The 20,279-nt window shown below is 29.6% G+C and carries 19 protein-coding genes; 1 reads left to right on the top strand and 18 read right to left on the bottom strand.

Annotated features, from left to right (window positions below; translation table 11 throughout):
- Window positions 1–32 precede the first annotated feature (32 nt).
- Entirely contained in the window at window positions 33–1,196 is a 1,164-nt protein-coding gene (locus PMI10_RS06305) for a glycosyltransferase family 2 protein (protein WP_007805804.1), read from the bottom strand.
- Window positions 1,197–1,349: 153 nt separating this feature from the next.
- Between PMI10_RS06305 and PMI10_RS06300 the strand changes: the two genes are divergently transcribed.
- Window positions 1,350–2,087 carry a tyrosine-protein phosphatase gene (locus PMI10_RS06300; RefSeq protein ID WP_007805802.1) on the top strand — a complete coding sequence of 246 codons (738 nt, stop codon included), beginning with the start codon at window positions 1,350–1,352 and terminating at the stop codon, window positions 2,085–2,087.
- 115 nt (window positions 2,088–2,202) lie between these two features.
- Here PMI10_RS06300 and PMI10_RS06295 read toward each other — a convergent pair whose 3' ends face one another.
- The 17 genes from PMI10_RS06295 to gmd all read right to left on the bottom strand — a co-directional run bounded on the left by PMI10_RS06295 (window position 2,203) and on the right by gmd (window position 20,247).
- Complete coding sequence (locus PMI10_RS06295) at window positions 2,203–4,614, bottom strand: GumC family protein (RefSeq protein WP_007805799.1); 2,412 nt, start codon at window positions 4,612–4,614, stop codon at window positions 2,203–2,205.
- Between the two features lie 22 nt (window positions 4,615–4,636).
- A complete protein-coding gene (locus PMI10_RS06290; protein ID WP_238539451.1) occupies window positions 4,637–5,314 on the bottom strand; it encodes a polysaccharide biosynthesis/export family protein in 678 nt (225 codons plus the stop codon).
- A gap of 294 nt (window positions 5,315–5,608) precedes the next feature.
- On the bottom strand, window positions 5,609–7,027 hold the full coding sequence (locus tag PMI10_RS06285) for an undecaprenyl-phosphate glucose phosphotransferase (protein WP_007805795.1): 1,419 nt from the start codon (window positions 7,025–7,027) through the stop codon (window positions 5,609–5,611).
- 38 nt (window positions 7,028–7,065) lie between these two features.
- The gene (locus tag PMI10_RS06280; protein WP_007805793.1) at window positions 7,066–7,812 is read right to left on the bottom strand and encodes a glycosyltransferase family 2 protein; all 747 of its coding nucleotides are present in this window, start codon (window positions 7,810–7,812) and stop codon (window positions 7,066–7,068) included.
- 32 nt (window positions 7,813–7,844) lie between these two features.
- On the bottom strand, window positions 7,845–8,669 hold the full coding sequence (locus PMI10_RS06275) for a glycosyltransferase family 2 protein (RefSeq protein ID WP_007805791.1): 825 nt from the start codon (window positions 8,667–8,669) through the stop codon (window positions 7,845–7,847).
- A 35-nt stretch (window positions 8,670–8,704) separates the two neighbouring features.
- Window positions 8,705–9,244, bottom strand: a complete 540-nt coding sequence (locus tag PMI10_RS06270; RefSeq protein ID WP_007805790.1) for an acyltransferase — start codon at window positions 9,242–9,244, stop codon at window positions 8,705–8,707.
- Complete coding sequence (locus PMI10_RS06265; RefSeq protein WP_007805788.1) at window positions 9,244–10,413, bottom strand: glycosyltransferase; 1,170 nt, start codon at window positions 10,411–10,413, stop codon at window positions 9,244–9,246. Before PMI10_RS06265 ends, PMI10_RS06270 begins: the two co-directional genes overlap by 1 nt.
- Window positions 10,414–10,438: 25 nt before the next feature.
- Window positions 10,439–11,269 (bottom strand): glycosyltransferase family 2 protein, encoded by an 831-nt coding sequence (locus PMI10_RS06260; RefSeq protein ID WP_007805786.1) that lies wholly within the window; start codon window positions 11,267–11,269, stop codon window positions 10,439–10,441.
- Between the two features lie 15 nt (window positions 11,270–11,284).
- Window positions 11,285–11,887 (bottom strand): acyltransferase, encoded by a 603-nt coding sequence (locus tag PMI10_RS22305; RefSeq protein ID WP_007805784.1) that lies wholly within the window; start codon window positions 11,885–11,887, stop codon window positions 11,285–11,287.
- Window positions 11,888–11,932: 45 nt separating this feature from the next.
- Window positions 11,933–12,577, bottom strand: a complete 645-nt coding sequence (locus PMI10_RS06250; RefSeq protein ID WP_007805781.1) for a CatB-related O-acetyltransferase — start codon at window positions 12,575–12,577, stop codon at window positions 11,933–11,935.
- A gap of 31 nt (window positions 12,578–12,608) precedes the next feature.
- Window positions 12,609–13,601, bottom strand: a complete 993-nt coding sequence (locus PMI10_RS06245) for a hypothetical protein (RefSeq protein ID WP_007805780.1) — start codon at window positions 13,599–13,601, stop codon at window positions 12,609–12,611.
- Between the two features lie 65 nt (window positions 13,602–13,666).
- The gene (locus PMI10_RS06240) at window positions 13,667–14,929 is read right to left on the bottom strand and encodes a hypothetical protein (RefSeq protein WP_007805777.1); all 1,263 of its coding nucleotides are present in this window, start codon (window positions 14,927–14,929) and stop codon (window positions 13,667–13,669) included.
- 22 nt (window positions 14,930–14,951) lie between these two features.
- A complete protein-coding gene (locus PMI10_RS06235; protein ID WP_007805774.1) occupies window positions 14,952–16,067 on the bottom strand; it encodes a glycosyltransferase family 4 protein in 1,116 nt (371 codons plus the stop codon).
- Window positions 16,064–16,669, bottom strand: coding sequence for an acyltransferase (locus tag PMI10_RS06230; protein WP_007805772.1), 606 nt, complete (start codon window positions 16,667–16,669; stop codon window positions 16,064–16,066). Before PMI10_RS06230 ends, PMI10_RS06235 begins: the two co-directional genes overlap by 4 nt.
- Entirely contained in the window at window positions 16,662–17,972 is a 1,311-nt protein-coding gene (locus PMI10_RS06225; RefSeq protein WP_007805769.1) for a lipopolysaccharide biosynthesis protein, read from the bottom strand. Before PMI10_RS06225 ends, PMI10_RS06230 begins: the two co-directional genes overlap by 8 nt.
- A gap of 18 nt (window positions 17,973–17,990) precedes the next feature.
- Complete coding sequence (locus tag PMI10_RS06220) at window positions 17,991–19,019, bottom strand: acyltransferase family protein (RefSeq protein WP_007805767.1); 1,029 nt, start codon at window positions 19,017–19,019, stop codon at window positions 17,991–17,993.
- Between the two features lie 145 nt (window positions 19,020–19,164).
- Window positions 19,165–20,247: a GDP-mannose 4,6-dehydratase gene (gmd, locus tag PMI10_RS06215; RefSeq protein ID WP_007805765.1), complete on the bottom strand. Its 1,083-nt coding sequence runs from the start codon at window positions 20,245–20,247 to the stop codon at window positions 19,165–19,167.
- Window positions 20,248–20,279 lie beyond the last annotated feature (32 nt).

Here is a 20,279-nt window from a genome sequence, read left to right as displayed (position 1 = left end):
ATTTTAGATATAAATTACACAAAACATAATTTTTATTCAATTTTTATTATTTCACCTTGTTCATTTTTAGAATTACTCCCAATAATAAAATTGGTCATTTTAGGGAAAATTTTAAAAGTAATGCTCTTATCTTTAAGAGTTTCTAAGATTTCTATACATTTTTTGAATGAAATATATTGATTATCCAAAATAATTTCGACTCTTTTATCCTTTAAAACAAGAGACGAATTTACCATTTTTTCTTTTTTGAAATCGAAAAAGAGTACTTTATTTTTTAAAATAGCTGTCAATTTATCAAACAAAATTATATTTGAAGAATACAAAATATAACTTTCCGGTAATGAATTTGTTTTTGGTTTCCCCTGAAACATTTTTATAAACGAAAAAAAGATAATTCCTATTTTTATAAAAATCGAAAAAAACAACGATTTCCTGAAATGCTTTTGATAAAAAAACTCCATTGCTTCCTGAAAACGTTTCATATATTTTTCATTTTTCACTGTACTTTCTCCCTTATAATGTATGACTGTAGTTTCATGAAAATAATAATTCTTTTTTTGTTTTTGCAAAACTAAATATGATAAATCAATATCATCAGCATACATAAAACATTTTTCATCAAAACCCCCTACTTCCAGATACAATTTGCGTTGCATAAACATAAAAGCACCTACTAAAATATCTACTTCACCCGTTTGATTTTCTGTTAGATGTTGTGCATAATACTTATTAAAAAGTCTCTGATTTGGAAAAATTTTATAAAGTCCAAAAATCTTCGTAAAAGCTACCCAGGGAGTTGGAATACCACGTTTACTTTCGGGAAGAAAATTTCCTGTTCCGTCAATAAGTTTACAACCTGCTATACCAAGATCTATTTGTTTTTCGGCGAAAGCCAGAATTTTAGAAAATGTATCTTCTGCAACAACCGTATCAGGATTAAGAATACAAATATACTTTCCCTTTGCCTGCTCCACCCCAATATTATTACCTTTTGGAAATCCTGAATTTTCATTATTCTGAATCAGTTTCACTTCAGGAAATCTACTTTTCATCATCAAACAGCTATCATCTGTCGAATTATTATCAACAACAATAATTTCTCCTTCAATTTCAAAAAGTGCTTCCTGCACACTTAAAACACATTGCTCCAGAAAGTAACGCACATTATAATTGAGAATAATAACAGATAATTGCATATAAAAAGATTTCTAGATTATTTTGGGGAAGTTAAAAATTTTCGACTAAACTTCATTGCAAAGACAATCGTTTTTACAGGCACCTTTAGAATTAATTTTTCTTTTGTACCTTAAACATTCAATATTATTATCATTTTCTTTATTTTTGTAGTTATGTTATCATTTTTAAAACCCAAACCTTACCTAAAAGATCTTTTATCCGACGATTATGTCGATATCCATTCTCATTTATTACCCGGAATTGATGATGGTGCAAAAACGATATCAGATACTATCAGATTGACAAAAGCATTTGAAACAATTGGTATTTCGCAATTTATTACAACCCCACATATTAGTCATTATATTTGGGATAATTCTCCTCAGGCTATTCTTGCTAATCATAAAACAACAACAATTTTATTGTCTGAAAGCAATATAAAAAAACCATTTCAGGCTGCTGCAGAGTATTTTATGGATGATTGGTTTGAAAAGCATTTTAAAGCTGAAAAATTGCTTACGTTAAAGGACAATTATGTATTGGTAGAAATGTCATATATGAATGCTCCTATACAATTATATAAAATATTGTTTGATTTACAAGTTGCCGGATATATTCCTGTTTTAGCACATCCCGAGCGATATTTGTTTTATCATAAAAATTTCAATGAATACGAAAAATTAAAAAAAGCTGGTTGCCTGTTTCAACTAAACTTATTAGCTGTAGTAGGTTATTATGGCGGAGAAATTACCAAAATTTCAGAGCAGCTTTTAAAGAAGGGAATGTATGATTTTGTAGGCAGCGATGTACACCATAATAACCATATAGCTGCTTTTGAACAAAAAATAAAAGTGAATTCCCTGACTTCGTTAAAAGAAATCATAAGTAACAATCATTTTTTTAAATTCTAACGTCATAAATTTTCAATAAGTATCTTCATAAAAAAACGGTTCAAATATTTTATTTGAACCGTTTTTTATTTTTTAGAAAAACTTTTTAAAAGCTCCTAACTTTATATTTTGAATTTTAATTATTTTTTTTGAATTTCTTATACCATGGTTTTTCCTCTACTTTATTAACTCCATAGCCGTAACCATAACCATAGCCGTAACCATAGCCTTTATTAGAATCGGTATCATTAAGAACTATACACATATTAGGCAATTTCTTTTCTTTATAAAAGGTATTTGCAATAGACAACATACGTTTCTCTAAAACATTGGCACGCATTACATATACAAATGTATCAGCATATTTTGCTATTAATAAAGTATCAGCCACCATACTTACAGGAGCAGTATCTACAATAATATAATCATATTCTTTTTTTATTGTTTCAAAAAGCTGATCTACCTTTTTACTCATCAAAAGTTCAACAGGATTAGGAGGAATTACACCTGAAGGCAATATAAAGAAATTTTCATAATCGTTGTGCTTAATAATATAATCCTTAATATCAGTACCTTTTGCCGATAAATAATTAGTTAATCCCAAACCGGGAACATTCATATATTCAGCAAGTTTTGGATTTCTAATATCCATTCCTATCAATAATACTTTTTTTCCGGACAAGGCAAAAGTTGCAGCAAGATTTACAGAAATAAATGTTTTCCCTTCAGCAGGAAAAGTAGAAGTCACAAAAATAGTTTTAGCAATTCCTTCTTCCACTTTATTGAGCATAAACTCAAGATTCGTTCTAACTATTCGTATAGCTTCAGCAGAACTGCTTCTGCTTTCCGTTTTTATCAACTCACCTGTATCAAAAGAAGTTGGCACATCTCCAATAAAAGGAATTTGTGTTTTGCCTTCTAAATCCAATCTGCTTTTGATTTTAGTATCTAATAAATCATGCAAATAAATAATCCCGAAAGGAATAAGTAATCCTATTAACAATCCAACAAGGTAAATAATTTTTTTCTTTGGACTTACCGGAATTTTATTTGCTTTTGCCACATCTATTATACGGGCATTGGGTTCGGTAGCTGCTAACGAAATAGCGGTTTCTTCACGTTTTTGCAACAAATATAAATATAGTTCTTCTTTTACTTTTTGTTGTCTGGCAATTACCCTGAACTGGCGTTCCTGTACTGGGATTTTACCAATTTTATTATTCAAGATACCTTCCTGATTTTTTAAATCCCGATTTTGAATTTGCAAATTAGACTGCATTCTTTTTAGACTTGTAGCTACATTTGCTTTTAATGACGAAATTTGTTGGTCTAGTTTAATAACAGAAGGGTTCTCAGTCGTAGCTGATTTTAAAATTCGGTTACGATCTAAAACTAACTGATTATAAGAAGTAATCAACCCACCTGCATCACCATCCTCTGTTATAATATTAGTCGGCAATAAATCAGCGTTTGTACTTTTTTTCATAAAATCCAATAGTGATGAAATTACATTTAATTGAATTTCAGTTTCAACACTTTTTTTATCATATTCATTTGAACCTTCAATAAAAAGTTTGGCTTCTGACTCGATGTCGGTTAATCTATTCGTTTTTTTAAAACTTTCAACATCTTGCTCTACTTCGCCTAATTCTTGTGTTATTAATGCTAATCGACCAGCAATAAACTTTGAAGTATTCTCAGAAATAAAATTTTTATCTTCTGCAGCATCCTCATTATAAATCTGGATCATATTATCCAGAAAATCTTCGGCTTTTTTCTGAACAGGATCAGTTATAGACACACTAACCACACTACTGGTTTTGCTTATAGCTTCTACTTTCAGTCTGTTTCTAAAACTTGCAGTTACATTCTCTAACGGACTAATTATTATTCGAATTGATTTATCATCCTCTCCAATAGTATTTTTTTTATAGAATGCGGTCTTTTCAATAATCAATATTCCTAAACGGGTAGGTATTTTTTCACCAAACTTAAATTGCTCCTTAGGCGTTAAAATAAGTTTTTCTATTCCGCTACCGTCTTTTATTTCATTTTCTAATTTGAAAGTACCATCAGATAATAAATCACATTTTAAAATTGCATTAGCCTCCTCAAATAATTCTGTTTTATTGAGAAAATAAACACTTATAGATTCCCCACCTCCATAAATATCGCGATCTACTACATTACCTTCAACTAGTAGGGCAATATTTAAATTCAGTTTTTTTACTGTAGATTCAACTAAAGTCCTTGACTTTAAAATTTCAATTTCATTATCGACATTATTTATAGCACTACCAGCTAATCCTAAATCTGAAAAAGCAGATAATTCCGAAAGCATTCCTCCTTTTTTCTCATCTTTAACTAATATAGTCGTACTGGCTTCATAACTTGGAGTTATGTAACGTAAGTATAGAAATGCAAAAATCAAACATAGCATTGCACTTAGTAAAAACCACTTCCAATGAATTATATATTTATCTAATTGTTCCCGAATACTTGCTTCTTCGATTTCATCCTCTATTGCATCATTATAAAAATCTTTCATTTGTCTTTTGTTTATTCAATTTTTATTTAAAAATTAGAACAGAAAGCGATATTAAAATAGAAACCGCTGATATAATAACAGAAGTATTAGGACCTACTGCTGACGCATTTACTTTGGTTTTATTAGGTTCTATGTACACCACATCATTTTGGGTTAAATAATAAAAAGGAGAATTGATAAAATCTGCCTTTGTTATATCTACTCTGTTATATGATTTTGCACCATTGATTTCACGTATAACCAAAATATTATCTCTTTTGCCATAAATAGTTAAATCTTTAGCCATACTTAAAGCTTCAATCAGTGTAACTCTTTCGGAAGCAATAGAATATGTTCCCGGCATATTCACTTCACCCTGTAAAGAGACTTTAAAATTTATAATTCGCAGGTTAATAATTGGGTTTTTAATATAAACTGCAATTTTATCTTTCAAAGACTGTAGCACTTCTGTTCTGCTTAAACCTCCTACCTGTAGCTTTCCTAAAACAGGAAATTCAATATTCCCATTTCTATCCACCAAATAGGACTGAATTGTCTGTTGACCTACAGCCGCCTGTAAATTAGTTGCATTAGGTATTGTAACGGATGTTAAATTAAAAGGAATAGCAATTTCAGGATCTTCTGCCGAAACTATAATCATCAATAAATCATCCGGCTGGATTTTCACTTCATAAGAATTTACATTTTGCTGGGTATTCATCCCATCAATATTTTGATAGTATACTATATCTTTTCTGGACGCACATGAAAAAAACAAAAATAATAGTACAAATACACTTATTTTTTTTATATAACAGAAGATTTTTAAATTCATTAGGATTGTGGTTTTATGTAGCAAATATAACGAATCCTTTTAGTTTTTTCCGGCATTTCACATTAGCTGGCTAAAAGATTCACTTTTTAAATAACTGTTTTTTAATTGAATTTGTTAATTCAAATTCTTATTTTTTGATTTTCAAACTAAACCGTCAAAATTAATAACAAAACAACATTATTAATATGCATTTTCTTCTCCTTTAAATACATTAATAACCGTTTTAATGATAATTTTGATATCTAATATGATACTCCAGTTTTCTATATACCAAATATCATATTCTACTCTGTTTTCCATATCAATAAGTTCTTTAGTTTCCCCACGGTAGCCGTTTACCTGAGCCCAACCTGTAATACCCGGTTTAGTATACTGGCGCACTAAATAATTCCCAATTAAATCTGTATATTGTTTGGTATGGTTGACCATATGTGGTCGTGGTCCTACTACAGACATATCACCCAAAAAAACATTAAAAAACTGTGGTAACTCATCTATGCTCGTTTTACGAATAAATGCTCCAAACTTAGTAATACGTTCGTCTCCTTTTCCGGCTTGTAATTTATCGGCCTGCTTATTTACCCGCATACTTCTAAATTTCCAACAAAAAAAAGACTCATTATCGCGACCTGAACGCTCTTGTTTAAAAAAAATTGGCCCTGGCGATTCCATTTTAATCAGAATCATTATTATTGGAAATAACCATGGAAAAATTAACATTATGACTGAAAAAGAAAAAACAATATCAAATGTTTTTTTTAATAATCGATTGACTGTATACTCTAATGGTTCTGTACGAAACATCAATACGGGTGTGTTCTCATAAAAAGAAATTTCCACTTTACTCGATTTAGTATACAATTGAAAATCAGGAATAAATTTAATACGAATCATATGATGCTCACAAATTTGTATTAAACTATTAATTACTCTCACATTATCAATATGTAAAGCAACATACATTTCATCAATTTGATGTGTACATACATATTTTTCTACATCTTCAAACCCTCCTAATACAGGAGCTGATATAAAAGCAAACGGATCAATTTTTTCATCAAAAAAACCTAAAAATCGATAACCGTAAGTTAAATCTTTTGATAACGTTTTACGAATTCGTTCACCGGCATCGTTGGCACCAATTATAATAACATTTTTAAAATTATATCCTTTTGCCCGAATATATTTTAAAAGCTCCATTAATGAAAATCGTGAGAACATTAATAAACAGAAAAAAATAGAATAAAAGTAAAATAATCGAAGACGGGAAATCTGCGAATAATTTAGAAAAAGCACAAAAAAAGTAATTATTGCAATATGAAATATAAACTTTTTTGTTGTTCGTTTCAAAATAGATTCTAATGGTTCTATTCGCACAATACGATATGAATCATTACGCAATAACAATCCAATCCAAATTAAATTAGATAAAAATGAAACTGCCTGCACTTCTTTAAGAAAAAGTTTATCTAAATTACCAAATCGTAACCAGGATGACAATACAATTGAAAAATTTAATAGAATTACATCCCAAACTACAAACAAAAGTTTAAAATAGCGGGAAAAACGATGACGGGATAATGCATCTAAAATTTTCATAAGTCTAAAAAATCTTTTTACTATTTATCATAACAAATTTATTTTTTTACATATTGTATTAAGGCGAGTATTTTTTTTTGAAAAACAACTTTTATACCTGATATCTGATGGAATTTGTAAATATTGTAATCTTCTTTTAATACCTCAAGTACTCTTTTATAGTTCGTACTTAAACCTCCCATTCTCATTTTTACGATATAAGTATTAAGATAAATTATACTTATTTTATATTTAAACAGATAACGTAATAAAAATTCCGTATCAGAGGCAATTTTAAAATTTAAGTTATAATTTCCGTATTTATCAATAATCGTTTTTTTGATATAAACCGTAGGATGCAAAGGCAACCAGCCCGATTTCAATCTTTTATAATCATATTCTCCTCCAATCCTGTTCCTTACTATTTTCTGTTCATCATCATTGGTAACATAAATACCATTACCATATATAGCATCGGTATTTGGATTATTTTTAAAAACCTCAACTATTTTAGAAATTACCGTTGTATCATAGAAAACATCATCCGAATGCATTAAGCCAACTATATCTCCTGTTGCCATACCCAATCCTTTATTAATGGCATCATACATTCCGTTATCCGATTCTGAAATATATTTGGTGATTTTATCTGAATAAGATTTAATGATATCCTTTGTCCCGTCTGATGAATTACCGTCGACTATTATATATTCTACATCCGGATAATCCTGATCTAAAACACTCTTTATTGATTGTCCAATAGTAGCTTTTCGATTGTAACAAACTGTAATAACTGAAACTTTCATAAATTATGATTAGCTTAAAAACCTTATTTTATTTACTTTTTTTGACGGAGTAATTCTTTACTTTTCAAAACAATAAAATACTCATAAATGGATTGTAATGTAGCATAAGTTAAACCGGCACTTCCATCTAAAAATGCTCTTCTTACTACTACCATATAAAACCATTTTATTAAAGGACGTCCGGGTAATTTGTAAAACAATCCTTTTTGATGGTATCTTTTTTCTGTAAAATCTTTACTTAATAAAGCTTTTCTAAGAGAAAAAGCGGCGCCGTTTTCTAAATCTTTGACTCTTGTTAAAGCTTCCATATCAGCATAACTTAAATGACGTTGGATCCAAAATTTAAATCCTTTGCTAAAAGGATAATGATCTAAAAAGCCATCGACTTTGTCAGTTGGTCCATCAGGAATTGAAACGGGATTTACAAGTCTTTCATAACGCATTTTATCCGGACGAAACAACCGTAAATAAAAAGGAGACATTTGTGCATGTTTCAGCCATTTCCCATTCCATGCAAAATCTCTTCTTCTAAGTTCGTATGCGACAAATTCAGAGTCAGCATTTGGCTTAAGTACTTTAATAGCATTTAATAAAGATTCTGAAACTCTTTCGTCAGCATCAATATAAAGAACCCATGGATATTTGAATTTAATGTTAGCCAAGCCCCAATTCTGATGTGCTGACCAATTATCAAAAACACGCTGAGTAATAGTCGCCCCAGCATCCTGAGCAATTGCTACCGTTTGATCATCACTAAAAGAATCAAAAACATGAATGTCATCACTCCACGATACTGATGCCAGGCAGCCAGGCAAATCTTGCTCTTCGTTTTTAGTGAGGATAAGTATTGAAATCATAATTATACTATATAGATAAATTCTAACGAATAAAATCAATCCGTTAATATTCTGTTTTTAATAAACTTAGCTGGATTTCCCCCAACAATAGTCCATGGTTCTACATTTTTTACAACAACAGATCTGGCACCAACTATAGCACCTTCACCAATTACTGTATTGGTCATTATAAATGCTTCAGCCGCAATCCATACAAAATCTTTAATTATTATTTCTCCTGCAACAAAAGGAACATTTAAAGAATTCGTTTCGTGAGTGGCACTACACAAATATGTCCTTTGCGAAATAGTTACTTTATTTCCTATAATTGTTTTCCCAAAATGCAATTGCACTCCAGGCGCTAATGTAGAATGTACACCCATTATTAAATTTCTTGGAGATGGAATATAAGCGGAAGCATAAATATTACAATTTTTATCAATTTTTGCTCCAAAAATTTTTAATAAAAAAATTCTCCAGCCATTAAAAAAAGGAAGTGAAAATGGAGTAAAAAAAAATAATGATATAATTCGCCAGACTAATCTGTAAATCTTATCTGACTTAGGTATTGTGTCTATATATTTTGGAATCTCCATTAAATACTCTTCAAGGTTTCAATAAATTTATTTGCACAAGCTTTAACATCAAAATTATTTTGATAGGTTTCAAAAGCTTTATATCCCATTGTTAATAAACTTTCTTCTGATTTAGTTATTATATCCGACAAAGCTTTTTTTAAAGTGTTTTTTTCTTCTAAATCTATAATCCATCCTCCTGAACCCTCCTGAATTTCACTCCAAATATTTACATTTTTTGTTACTAAAACAGGCTTTTTACAAGCCATTGCCTCAACAATAGCAATACCAAAATTTTCCTGATGACTAGGCAATAAATAAGCTTCACAATTATAAAAAGCACCCCATTTTGCACTGCTGGTTAACATCCCTGGAAAATGTATTTTTGGATTCTTAGAAGCCAATTGTATCATTTTCTGCGCATAATCAGATATTATTGGACCAGCTATAACTAAATCAGGTAAATCTTGATTTTCCTGAAACAATTCATTGTAGGCATTTATCAATAAATCAACACCTTTTTTTTCATGAATACGACTCAAAAAAAGCAAGTATTTTTGATTTTCAACAGCAGGACATCTTTTATAAAAAGCTTCTCTAAAATCATCATCATCAGGAGGCAACTGGATACCATATCCAACATTAAATACTTTTTTAGGATTGTAACTTTTAAAAGTGGTAGCTGCTAATCGCATTTCTTCTTCGCAGGTAAAAAAAACAGCATCTGCTTTATTGATACATTTTTTTTCTATAAAAGTCCAAACTATTTCATTCCTTAATGCCTTCCATTTTCTATCTGTTGCTTTTTGAAAATAAGGATCTAACATGCCATGAGGCATAATGATTACTTTTGGAGTTTTTTGATTTTGTTTCCTCAGTAATTTAATTGTTTTATAAACTGCTAAATTATGGTACTGCCAAAGCCCATGGACAATTACAAAATCATAATTTAGAATATTATTTTCCAACCATTTTAATAATTTTGGCTGATATTGATAAGATGTTTTACCATTTCCTACTTTATAAATAGTAAAATCATCTACAACTGGATAATTACTATCGCTATCATCCATACAAACCACCTCACTTGTAATTCCTGCCTCTCGAAAATAAGGTATAGCATTACGAATCCCCTGACAAGGACCTCCTTTACTGGGATGCATTGACGAAATGACACGAAGGATTTTCATTGTATCAATTTATTATCTTAATAATTTAAACGTAACGACTGCCAAAAAGCAATTTGTTTAACCTATCGGGAATAAGATTTATAAAATGTAAAAAAATGAAATAGAATACAGCATTTGCAAAACCAAAATATTTGTTTCTATAATAAAATATAATTTTAGGATTTGCTCCTAATGGAGAATACAACTTTTTAAATCTTTTTAAGATATTAGAGTTATTTTGCCTTACCCGACAAATATCATTTTTTTCTCCGCTTGCGATAGGAATTCTCGTTGTATAAACACCAATACCATTATTTTGTGCACGCAAACCGTAATCAACATCTCCTAAATCATGATGGTAATGATTGTCTAGACAACCTAAAATTTCATAAACTCTCTTAGGTACAATTACTACATTACCATTCATATTTCTAATAGGATTTAAACTCCCATTTGGTTTAATTAGCTTCTTATTAGAATCAAAACCTCCATATAAAATATCTTTCTTATCTGAAGTCTCAATAATTCCTGATATGATTGCATTATTTTCTGTCAAATCTACACATGAATAAAGTTCATCAAAACAATTTTCATAAATAACAACATCGTCATTTAACCAAATATAATAATCATAGTTTTTTTTGGCTGCATGTTCCCAAGCCAAATTCATTCCTTTATTCCAAAATAAATTTCCTGATCCTTTAATCAAATTTACTTGTGGAAATTCTTTTACTACTGCCTTACTTGTGTCATCTGTTGAGTCGTCATCAACTAAATATACATCTAAATCACTTTTAAGTTTAAAAAGCTGATTTAAACAATTTATTGTTTTTTGTTTTCTATTGAAACAGGTTAATAGAACTGCTATTTGTCTCATTGAAGAAAATAAATTTTATTGATATTTTTCGTCTCGAACATCACCTATTTTTTTTGCAGGATTTCCGGCAACTATTGCAAAAGCCTCAATGTCTTTAGAAACAACTGAACCTGCACCAATCAAAGCTCCTCTTCCTATTGTAATTCCTTTTAAAACAATAGATCTAGCACCAATAAAAACATCATCTTCTATTACAATTGGCGAAGACATTATCTTACTTTTATCATTTCTAAACTTTGGATTTATAGAATGGGCATCACTGTCTGTTATTAAAACACCGCTCCCAATTAAAACGTTATTACCAATCGTAATTCTAGAATTACTGGAAATAGTGGCGCCTGAAATACCAACATGATTCCCAATTTGAATAACTGCTTCGGGTGAACATGTTTTAATGATTACTTTTTGAAATACACCAATTGTATTGTTTTTAGGATTACTGCATGCTACGAAATTCGTCCCTATTTTTATACTTGATTTTTTGTATTTCTGAATCAAAGGCAAACCATGGAAACGCCATGATTTATGCCAATGTCCTATATTGAGGGTACAAAATAAAATATCACGTAAAAATCTATAAAAATAATATGGAATTTTTAATATTTTAATTAAATTCATAAATGGAAAATTAATTTAGCAGATACACTTTTCTTATTATTATTTCTAAAATTTTTCCAGTTTTTCTAAAAAAACGAGAGGTTCGTTAAAATAACTACTAAGATTTTTTAATGTTTCCTCATTCTTTTCCCACCATTTTGATTCAATTAATAAGGAAATTAAATTTTCATCAAATCTATATTTTAATATTTTTGCCGGAATCCCCCCAACAATTGCATATGGAGGTATGTTTTTAGTAACTACTGCACCTGCTCCGATGATGGCGCCAATACCAATATGTACTCCGCCTTTAATAATTACTTTTGCCCCAATCCAAACGTCAGATTCAATAATAGTATTTTGCTGTTCTTTAAAATCATGTACATGCCCAAACCAATATGAACCAGAGGCCTGATTTGAATAAAATCCAGGATAAGTAGAAACAAAGTCAATCGGATGATCACCTAAACCACATAATACATCAGGTCCTATACTACAAAATGATCCTATGTTTGTATTTGAAAAATTAGAATTAATACCTATATAACTATATCTTCCTATTTTACAATTTCCTACTCTGGCTCTTTTTAAAATTTTCACTCCCTTATCCAAAACAGAATCCATTGAAACAAAGGCAGTTGAATCAATATAAGCGTTTGAATATTTGAATTTAAGAATCAAATATTTAACTTTTTGTCTGATAAAATTCATAATTGAATAATTTATTGAGTACTCATTAATCTTACCAATAGGTCGCTCCATCAATATTTGAAGCTTTATCCGGAGTGTTAATTTTTAATGGTTTTGTCCAATATTGATTATATAAATTACAATATGGTTCAACAAACAACTCAGGTATTCCATATTCATATCCGTAACTTGCTCTATCCCAACGCTTACCTTTAATGCCAAATAGTAATTGTAATCCCCCACCCATGTGAAAGGCTTTTCTACCCATTCTTTTTATATGTGCTGCTAAAGGTAAACCATATGCTCCACAACCTAAAATACAAATATCAAAATCAATTTCACTTATCTCATCTTGCATATATTTTAAGGCTTCAAACCAATCTTTATAGGGTACTTCAATACCAGCTGCTGACTGAATTGCTCTGTAAGTTATTAGTTCAAATTCAGGAAGAATATCAGGATTATCAAAAAGTTTATTTCTTAATTTATATTGTTCCTGTATAGTTTCCTCAAAGGGATGAATTATCAATACTTTTTTTCCTTTTAAGGCGCGAGTCCAAGGTCTTTCTACAAAAAAAGGATATAGGGTTTCTAAATGAACTTTTTGTACATCAGAACGCAGAGGCATAAATTTTTCATAATATTGGAACGATCCTAATAAATCAATCGAAGGTGTATCTGAAAGATAAAGTCTGGAAAATCGTTCTGCTATTTCTTTTGTTGGCGGAAAAATACCCGAATATATCTCCATAAATTTAAAATGTTTTTCATCCCACCATGGCAAATGTGTTTTATCAGAAATGTAATTCCAAATCTTTTTATAATAACGTTCATTACTTGTTATACAGAGATAATTATTTATTGCAATCAATTCTGTAGTCCCAAATCTTGCAATCATACAAGGCTCTTTACTGTTTAAAAGGTCATAAATCTTGTCATTTGCTGACTGTCTGTCAATATCACATTCTGGATTTTCAAATTTTTTATTGAAAAGGATTCTATGTCCTTTTTTGAAAACACGAATTAATACATCTTTTATTTTCATATTGAAATACGGTGCTTTTTTTTAAACAATACAACTTCTCAACTCTAATAATTTTCATTAAAAAGTTATTTGTTACCTAAATTAAATTTTAAAAATTTGTTAAAGAATATTTTTATTTCTGAATCTGTTAAAACTCGAATACTTTTACTCATGCAAATTCCAATCGCAAAAAAAATAAATATTGAACTTACTGAAAAATAAGTTGCATCTTCTATAAATGAAAAGAGACCTTTAAAAGCTACCCAAACTCCTAACATTATGCAAAACCAATTTTGAGATTTATAAATACCCAAATATGATGCTTTGACAAAAAGTAAAAAATAAACTAATCCTCCAATCATCCCTCCCCATTGTATATAATTAAGCATACCCGATTCTGTTCTTCTACGTCCTTCTTTATATACTTTATCAAAATCAGCATAAGAAACATCAGATAAAGATGTTTTCGTTTTACCCGAAGCTCCTAATCCAAAAATAAAACTGTCTTCTTTTTTTAGTTGAGAAAATACATCAACATAAATACTTGTTCTAGAATCAACTAAAAGATCTTGTTTATTACCTCCACCATATTCAATACTATAAGTATCCATCATATCTCCAAGTAAAAAAATATTAAAAATGCCAGATAATCCTAATATTAAAAAAACAACTGGAGAAGCTAATAAAAAAAATCTCACTCCTTTAATTAAATTTAATATCCAACTCTTACTATGCCATAAAAAGGTAAGTGTTATAATAAAAGCAACGCAAATATTAAGAAGATTGGAACGATTTGAAAAATCACTAAAAAATGACATAAGTGTCAAGAAAATAATAAAAATACGATTCTTTTTATTTACATAAGGAATCATAAATATCATTAAATAAATTGGAGATATCGACTTTGCAAAATCAAGAGACAAAGGTGGAGCTAATAAATATATAAAAAAAGAAAGAACTACACCATAAGTTATAAAGGATTTAATAAGACTACTAATTGATGTTTTATATGCCGCCAAATAAATAGAAAAATGAATTACTAAAAACAAAGGAATTGTTGCTGAAAATATAACTACCCAATCTTGTTCTGATTTAGCATCATATAAACCTCTTATTAATACTAAAAGATTATAATATAAAAATAATTTTATATAAAAGACACTATCAAAATTTCTGTTTATTTTTTCATTTACAATCTTTAACTTACTCCCAATAATTAACATTCCTCCTAAAAGAAAATATGAACACAATATAGATATTAATGCTATTTTACCATGATTAATACTAACATATAATGCTGGAATTGTTGATAATATAACGCTGTATTTTGCAAGTTTGGAAAAATTCATTAATTATTATAAAATTTATCCATTAATTTAGTTTTAAAATTTTCTCCAAATTTTTATTATAACGCCCTCCATAAGCATTCCAGTTCAAAGAATCACTTACATTCGTAGAATATGATCTAAGTCCCATTTGAGTTTGTGCTAAGACTAAAGCTTCTTTTATACTTGAATCTAAGTCTTGAATCGTAAAATTTTGCAATTCTATAATCCATTTTTTATCTTGTAAAAAACCTCTAAGATCTCGACCACCGGTATCTTTAGTACAAACAATTGGTAAACCACATGCTAATGCTTGAGATTGTACCATAGCCAAACCTTCTTCTCTTGACACAAGAATAAATATTTTGGCTTTTTTATAATACTCTAATAATTTTTTTTGATCGACACTATCTACATGTGTCATATTATCAAAATCAGGAAATGATAAATCAACAATAGATCCCACGTGTAAAAAAGTCAATTCAGAATTTTTAAAATATTCTATCAGTAAATCACATCCTTTTCGATAACTCCAACCCCCTACCATGATTATATCGTAATTTTTTTCAGAAGATAATTCTGTAGGGGCAAACATTGACAAATCTACACCATACGGGTTTTGAATTAACTTTTGCTCAGAGACACCTCGTTCAATAAAGCTTTGTTTAACATGATCAGAAGCTATAGCTATATAATCGGCAAGTTTATAGCCTGCCAAAGAACGATTTATAAAATACTTATCCTGTTGCACTACTTTAGGAATCAGAGATAAAATTCTTTGTTGTTCTTCAATATGCTTGCTCCCCCATTCTAATATGGTAATAGCATTAAATTTTTTCTTAGCACTTACAAGCGAGTTTTTATAAACTGTCCCTAAAGCAATATACACATCACACGGCTTCATAAAAAATGTCAAATAACTATCTAATGCCCAATTAATCAATTTTAGCGACCACGAAGCTTTTTTTGACAATTTTACCAGACCTAAAAAAGGCAACATTATAAAAAGCAAAGAAAAACTTGACTCTTTTTTCAAACCATATTGCAAAGCGCGCTTAGTAGGTACATAGGAATAAAAACGAACATCATGTCCTAATAATTCTAATTCTCTGGCTAAATCTAATAAATGAAAGCGATGTGAAGCTGCAATATTTATTCTCATTTAATTTTTTTTCTATTCTTAAAAGTTTCTTTATATATCATTAAATCTGCTCCTAAAAGTGATGAGACCACTAAGTTTGTATGAACTTGTTTTCTATCTTTGATTGTTATAGCAGGATTACCACTAATAACATTCATTGACTCAACATCTTTAGCGACTACTGCTCCTGCAGCGCAAACTGCACCATAGGCAATGCTTCTACAAGAAGGCAATATAAATGCCCGCGTTGCTATCCAGACATAATCTTCGATTGTTATCCCATATGATTTAAATTCCCAATCAGGTGAATCGATAGCGTGACTACAAGTAAGAATTTCAACACCTGAACCAATTATTACATTACTGCCAATAGTAACTTTTGCCCTTAAATCTATTAAATCAGTTTGTATAGAACTATTTTTCCCAATTACAAGATTCTCATTTGCTCTTTTTGCTAATGAAAGTGGCAAAACCGTATTCTCTCCAATAATTGCTCCTTTTTTTCTTGCAACATATCTGGAATACGAATAATAAAAATATTTTTTCAACCTTGCTCCTATACCTAAATAATAACGAAACAAAGATCTATTTTGAATATCTAATTCATATTTTGTCCTACTCATAAATGTTTTTCATATCTTTTAGCTGATACAATCTAAAATAAGAATACCCTCCGTGCATTACTACCAAAACTGCTGATGTAGCGATATTAAATATTAAAATTCCTTTTAAACTTGTAATGTCAAAAATAAAAGCACCCAAAACTATTGATAACAAATTAATGCTTATGTTTAAAATAGGGCTTATTACCCAACCTCTACCTCTACAAAGTGTATAGATTATAGTAGATATTATGTTAAAGCAAAAAATAATTACTGTCAAAACTAATTCAGAATCTAAATTTTTATAATTGTTACCTAAAAGCCAAATAATTTGAGCTGAAAAAAGCCATGTAAAAAATACAATAACAAAGCTAACACTGAATAAAAGTAATTGAATTTTTATCATTTTTTCTTGCAATTCTTTTTTCACTTCCTGCAATCTTGAATATCGGGGTACTATTATAGTATTAAAGACAATAGTAAACAATGACAAAACCGCTCCAATTCTAAATAACGCCCCAACCTGTGCTATAGAACTAGTTGCTCCAATAATTGACAAAATCCAAACGGTTATATTAGTTGAAAAAATATTATATACCTCTACTGGCAAAATACGACTGACCATATGTAAAATATTCTTTTTGATTTGAACATCTTCTTTTTGGTTTGAGGCAACAAACTTATTGGATATTTTTTTAAGCTTAAAATTTGCTATTATTCGTGGTATACCAGTAGTAATTATTGCAATTGGTGTAAAAGGAATAAAAAAAACAGAAGGAATTGTCAATAATAATCTCCCTATGTTCGCCATTACCAGGTTTTTTTGTAAAGGCTTTATATCCTGATGTAGTTTAGGCGCAACTTCGAGTAAGGAATCGGAAAGATTTGCATAAAAAACAGGAATTAACGACAGTAATATTAAAAGGGAATAATACCAACTAGCATTATTATGCATTAATAAATAAATCAACACTGTGCCAGCAATTAAAATACTCCCAATAGCAAATCTTTTTCTTAGATTCATTCCCGTAGAAATAACTGCACCTAATTTATCTTTATCCTGCCAAACTTTTCCGCCTTCTGCAATTACTCCTGAAACAATTCCGCCATCTGCTAATATATTCATAGCACCAAGCATTGTATTAGCAAGTGTATAAATAGCATATTCAGCAACTGAAAAATTTCTAATGATAAAAATACCACAACCAAAACTAATGATTTGAATTAATACTTGGGCTCCACCCGTAATACTTATCAACTTTCCCCACTGCTTCCAATTATTAAATTTAGGATGGGTTTTGAGTTGAGTTAGCTTATTAATCATTGAATGAAATTGGCAATATTAATAGATTATATGTGCTTCTTTTCTTTTATTATAGTAATTTCGAAAGTATCTCATTGCAGGTTTTTCTATACAAAAAGTTATAAAAACAGCTAACAAAAAAACTATACAAAAAGTTATAGATATATAAAAAAACTGATTGTCATTAATTTTTTTCAACCAATATATTACTCCATAACCTATATTTTCATGTATTAGATATAAAGAATAGGAAATTGTTCCAAAAAAAACTAAAATTTTATGGGTTAAAAATCCTAGATAATTATATATAAACAAATAAAAAACAACATACAAAGAAATAATAATCAGGTATTCTATTAGAGAAGAATCAACTTGATAGAAAACAACCAATTCAGATAACAAACTAAAAAGTATCAATAAATGATAAACCTTATTTTTCGGCCTGTGTTTAATTAAATAAAAAAAAATTCCAGCTATAAACAAAGGAGCAAATTTTAATATCAAAATTGCTGTTATGTATTTTTCTAATGGTATTTCAAAAACTGCAAATACAACTGACAATAATAACCATGATATACAAATGAATATAATTTGCTTTTGCTTTCCTAGAAAAAAAACTAAAGCCATGATAAAATAAAAAGCTAATTCTATTGCCAATGTCCAAAATGCACCATCAACATCTTTAACTTTAAACCAATGTTGGAACATTGTTAGATTAACCAGAATCTGTTTTAATGTAAAAATTCCTTTTTGAAAAGGTGCTGCCAATAATGATGTAATGGTTACAGATAAAAAAATTGCTGCCCAATATGCTGGATACAATCTTGAAAATCTAGATATTATAAAATCTTTTACTTTTGCTGTATTTTCTAATGTCATGAAAATAACAAACCCACTTATAATAAAAAATAAATACACCCCAAAATTCCCATATCTAAAATAAAACTTATCTTCTGATAAAATATGCAATCCATTATCGTAACCAAATGTAAAATGAAATAACACAACCGCTATCGCTGCCAATCCTCTTAAACAATCAAGCTCTTGGTATCTTATTCTTTTACTCATAATATTTTTTACAAACATTTAATTCAGACCAAAACTGCTAATGATTAATAACATAATTTCTAAATTAATGAGTAGTTTATAACTTTTCGTTAATAAAAAATTTTAATAATCTTCATTTTACATTTAGAAGTTAAATACTCGTCTTTTAAAACAATTTCAAATCGCTTGCTACCATTTCTTTTACTAAAGCAGCAAGATCATATTTAGGTTCCCACCCAAGTTTAGTTTTAGATTTTGTAGGATCCCCGATTAAAAGATCTACCTCTGTAGGGCGGTAATATTCCGGATCTACACGTACTACTACTTTTCCTTTTTCTAATTGATATAATGGGTTGTTACAAGCTAAGATTTTAGCTACTTCACTTTCGTTTTCGCCTTCAAAACTCAGTTCTATTCCAACTTCTGCAAAAGCCATGATTATGAAATCTCTAATATAAGTAGTTACACCTGTTGCTATCACATAATCTTCTGCTACGTCTTGCTGCAAAATTCTCCACATTGCTTCGACATAATCTTTGGCATGTCCCCAATCTCTTTGTGAATTTAAGTTACCCAAATACAGGCATTCTTGCTTTCCTTTTGCAATAGCGGCAGTTGCCATAGTAATTTTACGCGTCACAAAAGTTTCACCACGTCTTGGTGACTCATGATTAAACAAAATACCGTTACAAGCAAAGATGTTATAAGCTTCCCTGTAATTTTTAGTAATCCAAAAACCATAAATTTTAGCAGCACCGTATGGAGAACGCGGGTAAAATGGTGAGTTTTCATCATAAAACCCTTTTTCGTTTTTATTTTCTGCCAAACCTCCATAAAGCTCAGAAGTTGAAGCTTGGTAAACTCTTGTTTTTTTCTCTAGACCTAGTATTCTTACCGCTTCTAAAATTCGCAAGGTTCCTAATCCATCTACATTTGCCACATATTCGGGAGAATCAAAAGATACCTTTACATGAGACATGGCTCCTAAATTATAAATCTCATCAGGCTGTACTTCCTGAATTATTCTAATAATATTAGTTGAATCAGTCAAATCTCCATAATGCAGCTTAAAATTAACGTGGACCTCATGTTGATCTTGATAGATATGATCAATTCGTTGTGTATTAAAAGAAGATGCACGTCTTTTAACTCCGTGTACCTGATATCCTTTTTCTAATAATAATTCCGCTAAATATGATCCGTCCTGACCAGTGATTCCTGTTACAAGTGCTACTTTTTGTGTGCTCATATATATTTTTGTTAACTGGCTAATTGTTTATT

It is taken from the genome of Flavobacterium sp. CF136 (genome assembly GCF_000282055.1).
In the GTDB taxonomy this organism is placed as follows: Bacteria; Bacteroidota; Bacteroidia; order Flavobacteriales; family Flavobacteriaceae; genus Flavobacterium.
Note: the sequence above shows the minus strand (reverse complement) of the source record. Positions and strands in the feature narration are given on the sequence as shown.

What these genes read in the sequence shown, in the direction of transcription:
- PMI10_RS06305 (WP_007805804.1), bottom strand. Translation starts at nt 1,196, where the DNA reads ATGCAATTATCTGTTATTATTCTCAATTATAATGTGCGTTACTTTCTG.
- PMI10_RS06300 (WP_007805802.1), top strand. Translation starts at nt 1,350, where the DNA reads ATGTTATCATTTTTAAAACCCAAACCTTACCTAAAAGATCTTTTATCC.
- PMI10_RS06295 (WP_007805799.1), bottom strand. Translation starts at nt 4,614, where the DNA reads ATGAAAGATTTTTATAATGATGCAATAGAGGATGAAATCGAAGAAGCA.
- PMI10_RS06290 (WP_238539451.1), bottom strand. Translation starts at nt 5,314, where the DNA reads ATGAATACCCAGCAAAATGTAAATTCTTATGAAGTGAAAATCCAGCCG.
- PMI10_RS06285 (WP_007805795.1), bottom strand. Translation starts at nt 7,027, where the DNA reads ATGAAAATTTTAGATGCATTATCCCGTCATCGTTTTTCCCGCTATTTT.
- PMI10_RS06280 (WP_007805793.1), bottom strand. Translation starts at nt 7,812, where the DNA reads ATGAAAGTTTCAGTTATTACAGTTTGTTACAATCGAAAAGCTACTATT.
- PMI10_RS06275 (WP_007805791.1), bottom strand. Translation starts at nt 8,669, where the DNA reads ATGATTTCAATACTTATCCTCACTAAAAACGAAGAGCAAGATTTGCCT.
- PMI10_RS06270 (WP_007805790.1), bottom strand. Translation starts at nt 9,244, where the DNA reads ATGGAGATTCCAAAATATATAGACACAATACCTAAGTCAGATAAGATT.
- PMI10_RS06265 (WP_007805788.1), bottom strand. Translation starts at nt 10,413, where the DNA reads ATGAAAATCCTTCGTGTCATTTCGTCAATGCATCCCAGTAAAGGAGGT.
- PMI10_RS06260 (WP_007805786.1), bottom strand. Translation starts at nt 11,269, where the DNA reads ATGAGACAAATAGCAGTTCTATTAACCTGTTTCAATAGAAAACAAAAA.
- PMI10_RS22305 (WP_007805784.1), bottom strand. Translation starts at nt 11,887, where the DNA reads ATGAATTTAATTAAAATATTAAAAATTCCATATTATTTTTATAGATTT.
- PMI10_RS06250 (WP_007805781.1), bottom strand. Translation starts at nt 12,577, where the DNA reads ATGAATTTTATCAGACAAAAAGTTAAATATTTGATTCTTAAATTCAAA.
- PMI10_RS06245 (WP_007805780.1), bottom strand. Translation starts at nt 13,601, where the DNA reads ATGAAAATAAAAGATGTATTAATTCGTGTTTTCAAAAAAGGACATAGA.
- PMI10_RS06240 (WP_007805777.1), bottom strand. Translation starts at nt 14,929, where the DNA reads ATGAATTTTTCCAAACTTGCAAAATACAGCGTTATATTATCAACAATT.
- PMI10_RS06235 (WP_007805774.1), bottom strand. Translation starts at nt 16,067, where the DNA reads ATGAGAATAAATATTGCAGCTTCACATCGCTTTCATTTATTAGATTTA.
- PMI10_RS06230 (WP_007805772.1), bottom strand. Translation starts at nt 16,669, where the DNA reads ATGAGTAGGACAAAATATGAATTAGATATTCAAAATAGATCTTTGTTT.
- PMI10_RS06225 (WP_007805769.1), bottom strand. Translation starts at nt 17,972, where the DNA reads ATGATTAATAAGCTAACTCAACTCAAAACCCATCCTAAATTTAATAAT.
- PMI10_RS06220 (WP_007805767.1), bottom strand. Translation starts at nt 19,019, where the DNA reads ATGAGTAAAAGAATAAGATACCAAGAGCTTGATTGTTTAAGAGGATTG.
- gmd (WP_007805765.1), bottom strand. Translation starts at nt 20,247, where the DNA reads ATGAGCACACAAAAAGTAGCACTTGTAACAGGAATCACTGGTCAGGAC.